At 68.2% G+C, this 15,848-nt stretch carries 13 protein-coding genes; 5 read left to right on the forward strand and 8 right to left on the reverse strand.

Annotated features, from left to right (window positions below):
* Window positions 1-42: 42 nt before the first annotated feature.
* Entirely contained in the window at window positions 43-1,140 is a 1,098-nt protein-coding gene (locus BM345_RS26665) for a PA0069 family radical SAM protein (protein ID WP_093386019.1), read from the forward strand.
* Here the strand turns inward: BM345_RS26665 and BM345_RS26670 are convergent.
* The 6 genes from BM345_RS26670 to BM345_RS26695 all read right to left on the reverse strand — a co-directional run bounded on the left by BM345_RS26670 (window position 1,091) and on the right by BM345_RS26695 (window position 10,101).
* Complete coding sequence (locus BM345_RS26670; RefSeq protein ID WP_254790020.1) at window positions 1,091-2,593, reverse strand: efflux transporter outer membrane subunit; 1,503 nt, start codon at window positions 2,591-2,593, stop codon at window positions 1,091-1,093. The two genes, BM345_RS26665 and BM345_RS26670, sit on opposite strands and share 50 nt — an antisense overlap.
* A complete protein-coding gene (locus tag BM345_RS26675; RefSeq protein WP_093386101.1) occupies window positions 2,590-3,813 on the reverse strand; it encodes an efflux RND transporter periplasmic adaptor subunit in 1,224 nt (407 codons plus the stop codon). Before BM345_RS26675 ends, BM345_RS26670 begins: the two co-directional genes overlap by 4 nt.
* A 5-nt stretch (window positions 3,814-3,818) precedes the next feature.
* Window positions 3,819-7,037: an efflux RND transporter permease subunit gene (locus tag BM345_RS26680; protein WP_093386022.1), complete on the reverse strand. Its 3,219-nt coding sequence runs from the start codon at window positions 7,035-7,037 to the stop codon at window positions 3,819-3,821.
* Window positions 7,038-7,215: 178 nt separating this feature from the next.
* Complete coding sequence (gene fghA, locus BM345_RS26685) at window positions 7,216-8,094, reverse strand: S-formylglutathione hydrolase (protein ID WP_093386025.1); 879 nt, start codon at window positions 8,092-8,094, stop codon at window positions 7,216-7,218.
* Window positions 8,091-8,993 carry an alpha/beta fold hydrolase gene (locus BM345_RS26690; RefSeq protein ID WP_093386027.1) on the reverse strand — a complete coding sequence of 301 codons (903 nt, stop codon included), beginning with the start codon at window positions 8,991-8,993 and terminating at the stop codon, window positions 8,091-8,093. Before BM345_RS26690 ends, fghA begins: the two co-directional genes overlap by 4 nt.
* Window position 8,994: 1 nt before the next feature.
* On the reverse strand, window positions 8,995-10,101 hold the full coding sequence (locus BM345_RS26695; RefSeq protein ID WP_093386030.1) for an S-(hydroxymethyl)glutathione dehydrogenase/class III alcohol dehydrogenase: 1,107 nt from the start codon (window positions 10,099-10,101) through the stop codon (window positions 8,995-8,997).
* A 212-nt stretch (window positions 10,102-10,313) separates the two neighbouring features.
* On the opposite strand from BM345_RS26695, the gene BM345_RS26700 reads away from it, so the two are divergent.
* From BM345_RS26700 to aroQ, 4 genes are all read left to right on the forward strand, one after another.
* Window positions 10,314-10,667 (forward strand): hypothetical protein, encoded by a 354-nt coding sequence (locus BM345_RS26700; protein ID WP_139237628.1) that lies wholly within the window; start codon window positions 10,314-10,316, stop codon window positions 10,665-10,667.
* Window positions 10,667-11,509 carry a zinc ribbon domain-containing protein gene (locus BM345_RS26705; RefSeq protein ID WP_093386035.1) on the forward strand — a complete coding sequence of 281 codons (843 nt, stop codon included), beginning with the start codon at window positions 10,667-10,669 and terminating at the stop codon, window positions 11,507-11,509. The genes BM345_RS26700 and BM345_RS26705 overlap by 1 nt, the downstream gene beginning before the upstream one ends.
* Before the next feature lie 166 nt (window positions 11,510-11,675).
* Window positions 11,676-12,509, forward strand: a complete 834-nt coding sequence (locus tag BM345_RS26710) for a shikimate dehydrogenase family protein (protein ID WP_093386037.1) — start codon at window positions 11,676-11,678, stop codon at window positions 12,507-12,509.
* A 41-nt stretch (window positions 12,510-12,550) separates the two neighbouring features.
* A complete protein-coding gene (aroQ, locus tag BM345_RS26715; RefSeq protein WP_093386040.1) occupies window positions 12,551-13,006 on the forward strand; it encodes a type II 3-dehydroquinate dehydratase in 456 nt (151 codons plus the stop codon).
* A gap of 14 nt (window positions 13,007-13,020) precedes the next feature.
* Here the strand turns inward: aroQ and BM345_RS26720 are convergent, their stop codons facing one another.
* Window positions 13,021-14,556, reverse strand: coding sequence for a SpoVR family protein (locus BM345_RS26720; protein WP_093386042.1), 1,536 nt, complete (start codon window positions 14,554-14,556; stop codon window positions 13,021-13,023).
* The gene (locus tag BM345_RS26725; protein ID WP_093386045.1) at window positions 14,553-15,845 is read right to left on the reverse strand and encodes a YeaH/YhbH family protein; all 1,293 of its coding nucleotides are present in this window, start codon (window positions 15,843-15,845) and stop codon (window positions 14,553-14,555) included. Before BM345_RS26725 ends, BM345_RS26720 begins: the two co-directional genes overlap by 4 nt.
* Window positions 15,846-15,848: the final 3 nt, after the last annotated feature.

Consider the following 15,848-nt stretch of genomic DNA (forward strand, 5'->3'; position numbering starts at 1 on the left):
GCGTGATACTGTATGAATTAACAGTCTTTGTGATTCGTCGCCATGCCCACCGAAGTCAAGATCCCCTTGCACGCCATCAAGGGCCGTGGCGCGGCCAGCCATCTGCCGCACCGCTTCTCCAGCGAGGAGCGCGACACCTACGACGACGGCTGGGGCACCCTGGACGACGCCCAGGCCGAGCAGGCCGAAGCCCAGCCGCTGCAAACCGAGGTGCGCTTCGAGGACGCGAAATCGGTGCTGGGCGCCAACGATTCGCCGGACGTGCCTTTCGACCGCTCGCTCAATCCGTACCGCGGCTGCGAGCACGGATGCATCTACTGTTTCGCACGGCCCACACACAGCTACCTCAATCTCTCGCCGGGCCTGGACTTCGAGACCAAGCTCATCGCCAAGCGCAACATCGTCGAAGTGCTGCGCGCCGAGTTGTCCAGGCGCGGCTACCGGCCCAGCCAGATCGCCATCGGCACCGCCACCGATTGCTACCAGCCCATCGAGCGCGAGCTGCGGCTGACGCGATCGGTGATCGAGCTGCTGGCCGAATGCAACCACCCCTTCGCCCTGGTCACCAAGTCCAGCGCGGTGGAGTTGGACCTCGACCTGATCGCCCCCATGGCCGCGAAGAAGCTGGCGGCCGTCTACGTCACGATCACCACGCTGGACGGCGACCTGGCCCGCAGGCTAGAGCCCCGTGCCGCCGCGCCGCACCGGCGGCTGCGCACCATCCGCACGCTGGCCGAAGCGGGCGTGCCGGTGGGCGTAAGCGCCTCGCCGCAGATTCCCTTCATCAACGAGGACATGGAGCAGGTGCTCGAAGCCGCCTGGGAGGCGGGCGCGCGCAGCGCCTTCTACAACGTGGTGCGCCTGCCCTGGGAGGTGGCGCCGCTGTTCAAGGAATGGCTGCAGGTGCACTACCCGCAGCGCGCCGACCGGGTGATGAGCCGCATCCGCGAGATGCGCGGCGGCAAGGACTACGACGCCAGCTTCGAGAGCCGCATGAAGGGCACCGGCACCTGGTCCGAGCTGATCGCACAGCGCTTCGAGAAGGCGACGCGGCGCATCGGCTTCAACCACGAGCGCATCGCGATGGACCTCAGCGCGTTCCGACCACCTGCGGCACAGGGGCAGGGCAGTCTGTTCTAGCGGCGTTGGCGGCGCCGTCGCCGCACCAGTCGCCGCCCAGCGCCTTGATGAGGAAGACCGACACCGCCAGCTGCTGCCCGCGCAGCTGCGCGGATTGCCGCTCGATGTTGAGCAGGGCCTGCTGCGCGGTGATCACGTCCAGGAAGTTGGCCGCGCCGCCTTCGTAGCGGGCCGCCGACATCTCCAGCACGCGGCGCGCCGCCGCCACCGCGTTGAGCGACTGCGCACTCGCGCGGTCCAGCGCGGCCAGTCCGGTGATGCCGTCCTGCGCTTCCTGCATGGCCTGCAGCACCACGCGGCGGTAGTTGGCCACCGTGGCCTCGTAGCCGGCCTGGGTGAAGTCCACGTTGGCGCGGATGCGGCCGCCGTCGAAGAGCACCTGCGTGGCCGACACGCCCAGCGACCACAGCAGGCTGTTGGCATCGAAGATCGCGCCGATGCGGTTGCTGTCCAGGCCCACGGTGGGCAGCAGGGAGATGCTGGGATAGAAGGCCGCGGTCGCCACGCCGATCTGCGCATTGGCCGCGGCCATGGCGCGCTCGGCGGAGGCCACGTCGGGACGGCGCTCCAGCAGGTCCGAGGGCAGGCCCAGCGGAATGGGAGGCGGCGCCAAAGGCGTGATGTCCGCCGCCAGTTCGAAAGCCGGCGCGGGCGTGCCCACCAGCGTGGCGATCGCGTCCTGGTACAGGCCGCGCTGGCGCTTGAGCACATCGACCTGCGTGAGGGTGTTGTCCAGCAGCGCCTGCTGCTGCGCCACGTCCAGGCCCGACACCGCGCCCAGCTCATGCCGCGCGCTCACCAGGTCCAGCGCGCGGCGCTGCAGGGCGATGGAGCGGCTCACCACGTCCAGCTCGATGTCGGTGGCGCGCAATGCGAAGTAGGCGGCCGCCAGGTCGGCGCCGAGGATGAGCCGGGTGTTCTGGTAGTCGGCCTCGGCCTGCTGCGCGGTGGCGTTCGCCGCCTCGACGCTGCGGCGCACGCGGCCGACCAGGTCGATCTCGTAGCTCGCGACGAGCGAGAGCGCGAAGTCGTCCTGCACCGTCGCCTGGTTGGTCACCGCGTAGTTGGTGAGCGGGCGATTGGCCGAGATCTTCAGGCGCGTGGCGCGGCCGCCCGCGGACAGCTGCGGGTACTGCGCGGCGCCAGCGGCATCGAGCGAGGCACGCGCCTGGGCCACACGGGCCGTGGCCACCGCCAGCGTGGCGTTGTTGGCCTGCGCCTGCTGCATGAGGCCGTCCAGCCGCTTGTCGCCGTAGCGCTGCCACCAGGCGCTCTTGTCGTCTGTGTCGCGCGGTGCGCTCTCGCGCCAGGGCGCTTCCAGCTTCCAGCTCACCGGCAGGTCGGCCGGCGGAGCGGGCTTCTGGTAGTCGGGGCCCACGGCGCAGGCGGCCAGCAGGGCGCTCACGCCCAGCGCAACGGCAGCGCGAAGCAGGCGCGCGGCGGCAGGGGTCACGCCGCCTCCTTGGCGATGCTCACCGCGTCGCCGTCGGACAGCGAATCGGGCGGGTTGAGCACCACGCGGTCGCTGGCGGCCAGGCCGTCGACCACTTCCACTGCCTCGCCCAGGTAGCGGCCCAGGGTCACGGGGCGCAGCTTGACCTTGCCTTGGCCATCCACCACCGCGACACGCGTGCCTTCGGCGCGGAAGATCAGCGCATTGCCCGGCACGGTGAGCGTCTGGCTGGCCGCGAGCGGCAGCGACACCTGCACGTAGGCGCCGGGCAGCAGGACGCCTTCGCGGTTGGGCAGGTTCACTTCCACCTGCATCATGCGGGTGGTGGTGTCGATGGCGCCCGAGGTGCGCGCCACCTCGCCCTGGAAGTTCTGGCCGCGCAGTTCGGCCTGCGTCACCACCACCTGCTGGCCGGCCTTGACCAGCTGGGCGTAGGACTGCGGCACGTTGATGTACACGCGCAGCGTATCGGTCTGCGCCAGCTGGAAAAGCGCGCGTCCGCCGCCGCCCGAGCCGGCATCGATCAGGTCGCCCACGTCCACGTTGCGCCGCGTGATCACGCCCGAGAAGGGCGCCACCACGCGCTTGAAGCCTTCGGTCTGCTTGAGGCGCTGCACGTTGGCGTCTGCGGCGGCCAGGTTGGCGGTGGCCGAGGCGACGGCACTGCGGCGTTCGTCCAGTTCCTGCTGCGAGACCACGTCCTTCTTGCGCAGCGCTTCCCAGCGCGCCACGGTGCTCCTGGCCAGCTCCAGCGTGGCGGCGGCCTGGTTGCGCGCCGCCACGGCCTGCGACAGCTGCTCGTCGATTTCCGGCGTCTCGATCTCGGCCAGCAGCTCGCCCTTCTGCACGCGGCTGCCGATGTCCTTGGTCCAGCGCTTGAGGTAGCCGCTGGCGCGCGCCGCGATGGGCGACTGCACGTAGCCCTGCAGCGTGCCGGGCAGCGTCAGCGTCTGGCCGGCCTTGGCGGCCTGGGGCGAGGCCACACGCACGTAGAGCACCGCATGCTCGGCCGAGGCCGCATCGAGGGTGCGCGCGTTGGCCATGCGGGTGACGACGATGCGCGCGCTGCCCAGCGCCAGCACCACCAGCACGACGACGGCGGCGATGCGCGCGCGGCGCAGCACCTGGCGGCGTCGCACCAGGTCTTCGGGCGGCGTTCCGTCCTCGACGTCGACGGCGCCGATGGGATGGATGCCCAAGGCCTCGTGGCGTTGCGACATGGTGATCAACTCTCCTGGGGAAGGGCCGCGGCGGGTCCGCCGGCCGAGGGATGGGTGGAGCGGGCCGCATGGCGGCGCGCCAGGGCACTGTGGATGCCGGCGAAAACAACCGGCACGAACAGCAGCGTGGACACGGTGGCGAGGATCAGGCCGCCGATCACCGCGCGGCCCAGCGGCGCGTTCTGCTCGGCGCCTTCGCCCAGGCCCAGGGCCATGGGAATCATGCCGATGATCATGGCAAGCGCCGTCATCAGCACTGGACGGATGCGGGTGGCGCCGGCTTCCAGCGCGGCCGACAGCGGCGGTGCGCCCGCATGCAGGCGCTCGCGAGCGAAGGACACCAGCAAGATGCTGTTGGCCGTGGCCACGCCCATGGTCATGATCGCGCCGGTGAGCGCCGGCACGCTCAGCGTGGTGCCGGTGAGGAAGAGCATCCAGGCGATGCCCGCCAGCGCTGCCGGCAGCGCGGTGATGATGATGGCCGCGTCCAGCCAGGACTGGAAGGTGACCACGATCAGCAGGTACACCAGCACGATCGCCATCGCCAGGCCCACGCCCAGTCCGATGAAAGAGGACTGCATGGTCTCCACCTGGCCGCGCAGCGTCACGCTGTTGCCGCGTGCGAGCTTGGGCTTGACCGCCTCGATCTCCGCGCGCACCTTCGAGGCCACGCTGGCCAGGTCGGTGCCGTGCACGCTCACGTACACGTCGATCACCGGCTGTATGTTGTAGCGCGACACCACCTGCGGCAGCCGGCCTGCGCCGGCCTCCACCAGGTTGCCCAGCAGCTGCGGCGCCTGCGTGCCGGCCGCCGCGCCGCCGGCACCGACCGGAATGCCCAGCAGTGAATCGAGCGAATCGACGCGGTACTGCGGCGTCTGCACCGCCACGCTGTAGACCACGCCGTTGGCCGGGTTCAGCCAGAAGGCCGGCTGCGTCTGCGAACTGCCCGAGAGCGCGATGAGGACGTTCTGCCCCACGTTCTGCGCCGACAGCCCCAGCTGCTGCAAGCGCGTTCGATCCATGTTGAGGTTGAGCGCAGGACCGTCCAGGCGCTGATGCACGTGCACGTCCACCGCGCCGGGGATCTTGCGGATCGCCTTGGCCAGCTCGGCTGCGCGGGCCGCATTGCCCTGGATGTCGTTGCCGGCGAACTGCACGTCGATGGCGGCCGGCAGGCCGAAGTTGAGGATCTGCGTGACGATGTCCGCCGGCTGGAAGAAGAACTCCACACCCGGGAAGCGCTTGGGCAGCTCGGCCCGCAGCATGGACACCAGCTCCTCGGTCGGCCGGTGGCCGTCCTTGAGCGACATCAGGATCTCGCCGTCCAGCGTGCCGATGGTGCCGGCGTTGCTGTACGAGAGGTTGATGCCGCTGTTGGGCACGCCCAGGTTGTCGAGGATGGTTTCCAGTTCCTCCTTGGGGATCATCTCGCGGATGGCCGCTTCCACCTTGTCCGCCAGGCGCGCGGTCTCCTCGATGCGGGTGCCGGTGGCGGCGCGCATGTGCAGCCGGATCTGGCCCGAATCCACGCTGGGGAAGAAGTCGCGCCCCAGCACCGGGAAGAGCAGGGTGGACAGCAGGCAGAAGCCCAGGAAGAGGGCGATGAAGGGCCCGCGCCGCGCCAGCAGCGCTGACAGCAGCAGGGTGTAGGCACGGCGTACGAGTTCGAAGCGGCGGTCGAAGCTGCGGTAGACGCGCTGCAGCGCACTCGGACGGGCGTTCGGGTCTTCCTTGGCGTGCGGGTCCTTGCGCATGAGCAGCATGACCAGCGTGGGCACCAACGTGCGCGAGAGGATGTAGGAGGCCAGCATCGCGAAGATCACCGCCTCGGCCATGGGCACGAAGAGGAAGCGCGCCACGCCCGAGAGGAAGAGCATGGGCACGAACACGATGCAGATGCACAGCGTGGAGACGAAGGCGGCCGGCCCGATCTCGCCCGCGCCCACCAGGATGGCTTCTTCCAGCGGCGTGCCCATGTGCAGGTGCCGCTCGATGTTCTCGATGGTCACGATGGCCTGGTCCACCAATATGCCCACCGAGAGCGCCAGCCCGCCCAGCGTCATGAGGTTGAGCGTCTCGCCCAGCGAGTAAAGCGCCAGCACCGAGGCCAGGATCGACAACGGGATGGTCAGGCCGATGATCAGCGTGCTGCGCCAATTGCCAAGGAAGAGCAGCACCATCGCCGCGGTAAGCGCGGCGGCGAGGATGGCTTCGAGCACCACGCCCTTCACGGCGGCCTTCACGAACAGCGACTGGTCGAACAGCGGCGTGATCTTGATGTCCGGCGGCATCGACTGCGCCGCGCGCGGCAGCAGATCGAGGATGTTGGAGACGATGTCCAGCGTCGAGGCGCCGCCGTTCTTCAGCACCGAGATCAGCACGCCGCGCACGCCGTCCTGGCGCACGATGTTGGTCTGCGGCGAGAAGCCGTCGCGCACGTAGGCCACGTCGCGCAGGTAGACGGTGGCGCCGTTCACCGTGCGCACCGGCAGGTCGTTCAGGCCGGCCAGCTCGTCGGGCGAGCCGTTCATGCGCACGTTGTATTCCAGCGCGCCCAGCTTGGCCGTGCCCGAGGGCAGGATCAGGTTCTGCGCGTTGATGGCGTTGACCACCTCCGCCGGCGACAGGCCGCGCGCCTGCAGCGCCTGCACGTCCAGGTCCACCGAGATCAGCCGGTTCTTGCCGCCGTAGGGAAAGGGCACCGCCGCGCCAGGCACCGTGATGAGCTGCGGCCGCAGCTGGTTCACCGCCGCGTCGAAGAGCGAGTTCTCCGCCCGCGTCGGGCTGGACAGCGCCAGCTGCACCACCGGGATGCTCGATGCCGAGTACTTGATGACCAGCGGCGGCGTGATGCCCGGCGGCAGTTGGCGCACCTGCGTCTGCATGGAGGCCACCACCTGCGCCAGCGCCGTCTCGATATTCGCATTGGGCTGGAAGAAGACCTTGATGATGCTGATGCCCGCCAGCGACTGCGACTCGATGTGCTCGATGTCGCTCACCGTGGTGGTCAGGCCCCGCTCGGACTGGCCGGAGATGCGCTGCCCCATCTCCTGGGCCGGCAGGCCGCCGTAGTTCCAGATGATGCTGATCACCGGAATGTTGATTTCCGGGAAGATGTCCGTCGCCATCCGCATCAGCACGAAGGGCGTCGCCAGGACGATCAGCATCGCCATGACGATGAAGGTGTACGGGCGCTTCAGCGCCAGCTGAACCATTGACACGAAATGTTACCTTCGGTGAGAGCGCGCCATCATAGGGAGTCTCGAGGCAAGCAAGCCGGGTGCCGGGGTCAGCTTTACTTTTCTTTGTAAACGGTTTCAGCGCAAAGCGCGAAATGTTGCCCGAATCTGGGTCGGCGTGCGCTCTCAGAGGCGCGAGGCCGCGCCTGGGTTCATTCTTTTACGTTTGGCGCGCGAGCTCGCGCGCATGGTGGGCCAGGTGGTCGGCCATGAAGCTCTGGATGAAGTAGTAGCCGTGGTCGTAGCCCTCGTGGCGGCGCAGCGTCAGCGGCTGGCCGACGGCGCGGCAGGCGGCCTCCAACCGATCGGGGTGCAACTGCGCGGCAAGGAACTGGTCGGCCAGGCCCTGGTCGACCAGGATGCCGCCAGGGTAGGGCGCAGCGGTCTGCGACTGCATCAGGGCGCTGGCGTCGTGCGGCAGCCAGTTCGCAGGGTCGGCGCCCAGGTAGTTGGTGAAGGCCTTGACGCCCCAGGGGCACTGGCTGGGCGCGCAGATCGGCGCCAGGGCCGACACCGAGCGGAAGCGGCCGGGGTGCCGCAGCGCGAGGGTGAGGGCGCCGTGGCCGCCCATCGAGTGGCCGAAGATGCCCAGGCGCTTCTCGTCCAGGCTGAACTGCTGCACCAGGCCGGGCAGCAGCTCGCCGACGATCCAGCTTTCCATGCGCCAGTGCGCGGCCCAGGGCGCCTCGGTGGCGTCGAGGTAGAAGCCGGCGCCAATGCCGAAGTCCCAGCTGTCCTTGGCGCCGGGCAGGCTCTCCACGGCCGGGCCGCGCGGGCTGGTGTCCGGGGCGATCAGCGCCAGGCCCAGCTCGGCCGCCAGGCGCTGGGCGCCCGCCTTGACCATGAAGGTCTCTTCGGTGCAGGTCAGGCCTGCGAGGTAGAGCAAGGCCGGCACCGGCTGGCCGGCGTCGGCCTGCGGCGGCATGAACACCGAGAAGCGCATCGGCAGGCCGATCTCGCGCGAGTCGTGCTCGTGGAAGCTCACCGTGCCGCCGAAGCAGCGGTGGGAAGAGAGGGTCTTGAAGTTCTGGAAGCTCATGCGGATCGTCCGGCCACCAGCTCCATCACCGCGTCGGCGAAGAGCTGCGGCTTTTCCTGCGGCAGGTTGTGGCCGGCGCCCGGCACGATCCGATGCGAGCGCGGGCCGGTGAATTTCGCGGCGTGCTGCGAGGCGTCGGCGGGCAGCCGCACGCCATCGTCCTCGCCGTCGAAGGTAATGGTGGGCACGCCGATGGTCGGCTGCCGTACCAGGCAAGCTTCGATCTCGGCATAGGCCGGGTCGCCAGGGACCAGGCCGAAACGATGCCGGTAGGAGTGGATCACTACCTCGACGAAGTCCGGGTGGTCGAAGGCCGCGGCGCTGCGCTGGAATGTGGCCTCGTCGAAGCGCCAGCTGGTGGACCACAGCTGCCACAGCAGCCGCGCGACCGCGCGCCGGTCCTTCTCCAGCGCCGCGCGGCCGCGCTCGCTGTGGAAGTAGTACTGGTACCAGAGGCGCCGCTCGTTCTCCGGCGTGTCCGGCTCCATGGCCCGCGCGATGTTCTGGATGTTGTAGCTGTTGTAGGAGACCAGCCCCGCGCATCGCTGCGGCCACATCGCCGCCACCACGCAGCAGGCGCGGCCGCCCCAGTCGTAGCCGGCCAGCACCGCCTTGTCGATCTCCAGCGCGTCCAGCAGGGCCAGCAGGTCGGCGCCGAAGGCCGCCTGCTCGCCCGAGCGCGGCGTCGCGTCGTCGAGGAAGCGGGTGCCGCCGTAGCCGCGCATGAAGGGCACGATGACGCGGCAGCCCTGGGCCGCCAGCAGCGGCGCCACCTCGGCATAGGCGTGGATGTCGTAGGGAAAGCCATGCATCAGCACCACCGGCGGGCCGTCCGCCGGCCCGGCCTCGTGATAGGCCACCTCGAGCACGCCGGCCTGGATGCGATGCGTGGCTTGCATGTCAGTAGATGACCACGCCGCGGATCGACTCGCCGCGCTTCATCAGGTCGAAGCCCTCGTTGATCTTCTCCAGCGGCATGGTGTGGGTGATCAGGTCGTCGATGTTGATCTTGTTTTCCATGTACCAGTCGACGATCCTGGGCACGTCGGTGCGGCCGCGCGCGCCGCCGAAGGCCGAGCCTTCCCACTTGCGGCCGGTCACCAGCTGGAAGGGGCGGGTGCTGATCTCGGCGCCGGCCTCGGCCACGCCGATGATGATGCTGCGGCCCCAGCCCTTGTGCGTGCATTCCAGCGCCTGGCGCATCACCTGCGTGTTGCCGATGCACTCGAAGCTGTAGTCGGCACCGCCGTCGGTCAGCTGCACGATGGCATCGACCACGTTGGGCACGTCCTTGGGGTTGATGAAGTGCGTCATGCCGAACTTGCGGGCCATGGCCTCGCGCGCCGGGTTCAGGTCGACGCCGATGATCTTGTCGGCGCCCACCATCTTCGCGCCCTGGATCACGTTCAGGCCGATGCCGCCCAGGCCGAACACCACCACGTTGGCGCCGGCCTCCACCTTGGCCGTGAAGATCACGGCGCCGATGCCGGTGGTCACGCCGCAGCCGATGTAGCAGACCTTGTCGAAGGGCGCGTCCTCGCGGATCTTGGCCAGCGAGATCTCCGGCGCCACCGTGTAGTTGCTGAAGGTGGACGTGCCCATGTAGTGGAAGATGGGCTTGCCGTCGATGCTGAAGCGACTGCTGCCGTCGGGCATGAGGCCCTTGCCCTGCGTGCCGCGGATCTTCTGGCACAGGTTGGTCTTGCGCGAGAGGCAGAACTTGCAGGTGCGGCACTCGGGCGTGTAGAGCGGAATGACGTGGTCGCCCTTCTTGAGCGTGGTCACGCCCGGGCCCACGTCCACGACGATGCCGGCGCCCTCGTGGCCCAGGATCGCCGGGAAGATGCCTTCGGGGTCGGCGCCCGAGAGGGTGTAGTAGTCGGTGTGGCAGATGCCGGTGGCCTTCACTTCCACCAGCACTTCGCCCTCGCGCGGGCCCTCCAGGTCGACGGTCTCGATGGTCAGGGGGGCGGCGGATTTCCAGGCGACGGCGGCGCGAGTCTTCATGACGGTGGATTCAAAGGTTGATGAATGTGGCGGGCACTATACGGCGCCAGGGTGGCTTCTTGCGACGGCCCGCTCCAATGGCCCGGCGGCGCCAGGTTGCTAGCGATGCACAACTTTAGTTTCCAAACGTGTCTGATTGCACATAAGATTGGCGACCAGTGATGGCAGGATGCTCTGCTTCCCGCAGACCGCCTCGCTTGTTGACTTTGCCGATGAATACCCTGTCCGACCGTGCCATGCTCGAGCGTGCCCTCATCGCCATCGAACAGGTGATGGGCAAGCGTGACGCGGTCCTGGGCTGGGGCGTGCCTGCCGGCACGCCGGCGCACGAGGCCACCAGCCTGTGCCTGGCCGCCGCATCGGCGCTGGTGGACGTGGCGCAGACGCTGCTTCGCCAGCCCACCGAGTCCTCGCGCGAGGTGCTCAGCGCCGAGTGGCAGGCAGTCATCGCGCACACGAAGAACGCAGGCCGCACGGCGCACCAGGCCGTGCTTCTGCTGGCCACGCAGCAGAACCTGGTTGCCGCGCAGGGCGGCGTGCTCCTCACGGGCAACGGCAAGCCCTGATGGCCATCGTCTGCCCGGCCTGCGGTACGGAGAACCGGTCGATCGCGAAGTTCTGCATCGAGTGCATCGAGCCCCTGCCCACCGGCTTCGCGCGCACCAGGCAGATGCCCGCTGCGCCGTCGGAACCGCCAGAGGATGAAATGCCCTCGGCATTGGCTGCCTTTGCTTCTGCAGGACCACCGTCGCCACTGATGCCGCCGATCAAGCTGCCGACCATGCCCGGCGACTGGCCGCCCGGGTCGCGTCGCAAGGGCCGCGGCAAGGCCATCGGCGCGGCCCTCCTGGCCCTGCTGGTGGTGGGAGCTGTCGGCGTTCTTGCTGTGGGCGAGGACCTGGGCGGCGGCAGGGGGGAGGGCGGCGCCGCGGTGCAGGCCGCCGAGATCACGACGACGCCGCATCGACAGGCGTCGGGTTCGGTGGAAGCACCGGCGTCCGCCGTCCCGGCCGTGGTGATGCCACCGGAAAGGGCACCCACTGCGGCGGAGGCGCTGGCACCTGGCGAATCCATCGTCGCGGACAACTTGCCGGCAGGACGGCTCCAGCCCCTGAAGCCCGCCGCTGCACCGCCGGCAATGGCCGCGGCGACGCCGGTGGCGCGCCCTGCGGTGGCGGCCGTGCAGGCAGCGTCGGCTCCCGCCAGCACGCTCCCCACCATCACCGGCAAGTTGGAGCAGGCCGAGGCCTTGTTCGGCCGCTGCGACCGCCTGAACTTCATCGCCGCGTCCCGCTGCAGGGTGGACCAGTGCGAACAGGCGGCGAACCGACAGCGCAAGGAATGCCAGCCGGTGCTGGCCCAGCAGCGCTTGATCGAAGAAAAGCGCAATCCGACGCTCGCCAACTGAGCACCGTCGCGGGGGTCCGAAGGGCGAACCCGCAAAAGGATCGATCATCGATCAGCTCGGTGCGCTTGGTGTACGGCACCCGTCCCTGAACCTTGGCAGGTGGCGGGTCGGCTTCGTACAGTGAGGCATCTCCTCTTCCGAAGCACCCTCAGCAGAGCGCACCCCCATGATCAGCGGAAAGACCACTCTCATCGCCCATCTGGGCTACCCCACCGAATCCTTCAAGGCGCCGATGATCTACAACCCGTGGTTCGAGCGCCACGGCATCGACGCCGTCGTGATGCCCATGGGCGTGAAACCTGCAGACTACCCCGAGGTGCTCAAGTCGCTGGCGCGGCTCACCAACCTGCGCGGCGCGTTGGTGACCATGCCGCACAAGGTCACGACCATGGGCCTGGTGGACGAAGTGACCACCACCGCGCGCATCGCCGGTGCCTGCAACGCCATCCTCGTGCGGCCTGACGGCACTCTGCTGGGCGACCAGTTCGATGGCGCCGGCTTCGTGCGCGGCGTGGAGCGCAAGGGGCGTGCGCTCAAGGGCACGCGCGTGCTGGTCTCCGGCACGGGCGGGGTGGGCTCTGCCATCGCGGCCTCTCTGGCGGCGGCCGGCGTGGCCGAGCTGGCGCTGTTCGACCTGAACCTGGAATCGGCGGATGCGCTGGCCTCGCGCCTGCGCAGCCATTACCCGCAGCTGAAGGTGGGCACCGGCTCGAAGGACCCGGCTGGCTTCGACGTGGTGGTCAACGCCACGCCCCTGGGCATGAAGGAAGGCGACCCGCTTCCCTTCGACATCTCGAAGATCTCGCCGCAGGCGCTGGTGGGCGAGGTGGTGATGAAGTCCGAATACACGCCGCTGCTGCGCGCCGCCAAGGACAAGGGCTGCATGGTTCAGGTGGGTACCGACATGCTGTTCGAGATGATTCCCGCCTACCTCGAGTTCTTCGGCTTCGGCAGCACCACCCCCGAGGAACTGCGGGCCGTGGCACAGCTACAGTACTAGCCGCACCAGAACTCCACCTGCCTTCGCGGCACTCGCCCATCATGAAGAAGATCCTCGTTCTCAACGGCCCCAATCTCAACCTGCTCGGCACGCGCGAGCCTGCCACCTATGGCCACGAAACCCTGGCCGACGTCGAGGAAATGTGCCGCGAGGCCGGGCAGAAGCTGGGCGTGGAAGTGGACTGCCGCCAATCCAACCACGAAGGCCAGCTGATCGACTGGATCCACGAGGCCGGCCGCGAGATCGCCGCGGGCCGAATGCTGGGCGTGGTGATGAACCCGGGCGCTTATACCCACACCTCGATCGCGCTGCACGACGCCATCAAGGGCGCCAGCGTGACGCTCATCGAGCTGCACATCTCCAACGTGCATGCGCGCGAATCCTTTCGCCACCACTCGTACATCTCGCCTGCGGCGCGCGGCATCATTGTCGGCCTGGGCGTGAAGGGCTATGCGCTCGCCATCGAGGCGCTGGTGCGCGTGACCAGCGCCGACTGAGCAAGGCGAAAGGCTCAGCTGCCCGAGGCGACTGCCTTGTAGCGGGTGACATGCCCGCGGCCGTCCACGCTTTCCAGGTGGACGTCGAAGCCCCAGAGGCGGGCCACGTGCTTGAGCACTTCGTTGGCCTCCTTGTTCAGGGGGCGGTCGTTGTGCTGCGTGTGGCGCAGCGTCAGTGAGCGGTCGCCGCGCAGGTTCACGCTCCAGACCTGGATGTTGGGCTCGCGGTGGTTCAGGTCGTACTGGCGCGACAGTGATTCGCGCAGCTGCCGGTAGCCGCTGTCGTCGTGGATGGCGGACACCTCCAGTTCGGGGTCGTCCTCGTTGTCGCGCACGGCGAACAGGCGGAAATCGCGCATCAGCTTGGGCGAGAGGAACTGGCCGATGAAGCTCTCGTCCTTGAAGTTGCGCATGGCGTAGTCCAGCGAGGTCTGCCAGTTGGTGCCGGCCATGTCGGGGAACCAGCGCTTGTCTTCCTCGGTGGGCTTCTCGCAGATGCGCCGCAGGTCGGTGTACATCGCGAAGCCCAGCGCATAGGGGTTGATGCCGCTGTAGGCGCGGTGGCCGATGGGCGGCTGGAACACCACGTTGGTGTGCGACTGCAGCCACTCGATCATGAAGCCGTCGGCCAGCAGGCCCTCGTCGTACATGGTGTTGAGCAGGGTGTAGTGCCAGAAGGTGGCCCAGCCCTCGTTCATCACCTGCGTCTGGCGCTGCGGGTAGAAGTACTGCGCCACCTTGCGCACGATGCGCACCACCTCGCGCTGCCAGGGCTCCAGCAGGGGCGCGTTCTTCTCGATGAAGTACAGCAGGTTCTCCTGCGGCTCGGCGGGGAAGCGGCGGGAGACCTCCTCGGCCGCGTCGCCGCCGGCCTTTCGGGGCAAGGTGCGCCACAGGTCGTTCACCTGCTGCTGCAGGTAATGCTCGCGGTCCTCGCGGCGGGTCTGCTCCTGCGCCAGCGACAGCTTCTGCGGCCGGCGGTAGCGGTCCACGCCGTGGTTCATCAGCGCATGGCAGGAATCGAGCAGGTCTTCGACCGCCGCCAGCCCATGCTTTTCCTCGCACTCGGCGATGTAGGCGCGCGCATAGACCAGGTAGTCGATGATGGACGAGGCATCCGTCCACATCTTGAAGAGGTAGTTGCCCTTGAAGAAGCTGTTGTGGCCGTAGGCCGCGTGCGCGATCACCAGGGCCTGCATCGCCATGGTGTTCTCTTCCATGAGGTAGGAGATGCAGGGATCGGAATTGATGACGATCTCGTAGGCCAGTCCCATGTGGCCGCGGCGGTAGTTCTTCTCGGTGGAGATGAACTGCTTGCCGTAGGACCAGTGGCGGTAGATGACCGGCATGCCCACCGAGGCATAGGCGTCCATCATCTGCTCTGCCGTGATGATCTCCAGCTGGTTGGCGTAGGTGTCGAGCTTGTAGCCGCGCGCCACCCGGGCGATCTCGCCGTGGTATTGCTCGATGAGCTCGAAGGTCCAGTCCGAAGGGCTGGGCAGCGGCTCGCGCGCCTTGGTCTTGGGCATTTCCAGGTCGACGGTGCTCATGTGGGCGCTCCCTCTTTCTTGAACAGGTCGCGGAACACCGGGTAGATGTCCTGCGCGTCCGATACCTTGCGCATGGCGAAGTTCTTGTGGGACTCGGCCAGTTGCGCGTATTCCTCCCACAGGTTCTGCTCGGCGTCGGCCACCTGCACGTAGGCGTAGTAGCGCACCAGGGGCAGAAGCTGGTCGTCGAGGATCTTGCGGCACTGGCCGCTGTCCTGGTGCCAGTTGTCGCCGTCGCTGGCCTGCGCACCGTAGATGTTCCACTCGTTGCTCGGGTAGCGGGCGCGCACGATTTCGTGCATGAGCTTGAGCGCGCTGGACACCACGGTGCCGCCGGTCTCGGTGGTGTGGAAGAACTCGTCTTCGGTCACCTCGGTGGCCTGCGTGTGGTGGCGGATGAAGACCAGCTCGATCTTGTCGTAGTGCCGCGTGAGGAAGAGGTACAGCAGCATGAAGAAGCGCTTGGACATGTCCTTGCGCGCCTCGTCCATGGAGCCCGACACGTCCATCAGGCAGAACATCACCGCCTTCGCCGAGGGCACCGGGATGCGCACGCGGTTGCGGTAGCGCAGGTCGATGGGGTCGAGGAAGGGGATGCGCTTGGCGCCCTTCTTCATCTCCTCGATCTTCAGCTCGGTTTCCTTGATCTCGCGGATGATGAGTTCGTCTTCCAGCGCGCGCGGATTGCGCTTGAGCTTGAGCAGGAGTTCTTCCAGCGCACGCAGCTCGCGCCGGGGCTCGCCACCCAGCGCGATGCGCCGCGACAGCGCGCCGCGCATGGAGCGCACCACGTGCAGGTTGCTGGGCATGCCGTCGGTGACGAAGCCGGCGCGGTGGCTCTTCCACTCGGGCACCTCGGCCAGCTGCGTGCGCACGAGGTGCGGCAGGGCCAGGTCCTCGAAGAAGACCCGCATGAATTCTTCCTTGGTCAGGCGGAAGACGAAGTCGTCCTCGCCCTCGCCGCTGTCGGCCGCCTGCGAGCCGCCGCTACCGCCGCCGCCGCTCTGGGGTCGCTCGATGCGGTCGCCCTTGATGTACTCGCGGTTGCCGGGGTGCACGTATTCGCGGTTGCCGCCGTCGCCGTGGCCGAACACCGGCTCGGACACGTCATGGCGCGGGAGGATGACGTCCTCGCCCTGCTCGAGGTCGCGGATGCCGCGGCCGCTGACAGCGCGCTTGACCGCCTCGCCGATCTGCTCCCGATAACGACGAAGGAAGCGCTCCCGATTGCCGATCGACTTGTTCTTCCCGGACAACCGGCGGTCGATGATCTGCTGCAGCACGGACAAGGA

It is taken from the genome of Variovorax sp. OV329 (assembly GCF_900114785.1).
Lineage (GTDB): Bacteria > Pseudomonadota > Gammaproteobacteria > Burkholderiales > Burkholderiaceae_C > Variovorax.

Bases quoted from the DNA above. Each gene is read 5' to 3' on its own strand.
- BM345_RS26705 (WP_093386035.1), top strand. From the start codon at position 10,667: ATGGCCATCGTCTGCCCGGCCTGCGGTACGGAGAACCGGTCGATCGCG.
- BM345_RS26690 (WP_093386027.1), bottom strand. From the start codon at position 8,993: ATGCAAGCCACGCATCGCATCCAGGCCGGCGTGCTCGAGGTGGCCTAT.
- fghA (WP_093386025.1), bottom strand. From the start codon at position 8,094: ATGAGCTTCCAGAACTTCAAGACCCTCTCTTCCCACCGCTGCTTCGGC.
- BM345_RS26700 (WP_139237628.1), top strand. From the start codon at position 10,314: ATGAATACCCTGTCCGACCGTGCCATGCTCGAGCGTGCCCTCATCGCC.
- aroQ (WP_093386040.1), top strand. From the start codon at position 12,551: ATGAAGAAGATCCTCGTTCTCAACGGCCCCAATCTCAACCTGCTCGGC.
- BM345_RS26710 (WP_093386037.1), top strand. From the start codon at position 11,676: ATGATCAGCGGAAAGACCACTCTCATCGCCCATCTGGGCTACCCCACC.
- BM345_RS26695 (WP_093386030.1), bottom strand. From the start codon at position 10,101: ATGAAGACTCGCGCCGCCGTCGCCTGGAAATCCGCCGCCCCCCTGACC.
- BM345_RS26675 (WP_093386101.1), bottom strand. From the start codon at position 3,813: ATGTCGCAACGCCACGAGGCCTTGGGCATCCATCCCATCGGCGCCGTC.
- BM345_RS26720 (WP_093386042.1), bottom strand. From the start codon at position 14,556: ATGAGCACCGTCGACCTGGAAATGCCCAAGACCAAGGCGCGCGAGCCG.
- BM345_RS26665 (WP_093386019.1), top strand. From the start codon at position 43: ATGCCCACCGAAGTCAAGATCCCCTTGCACGCCATCAAGGGCCGTGGC.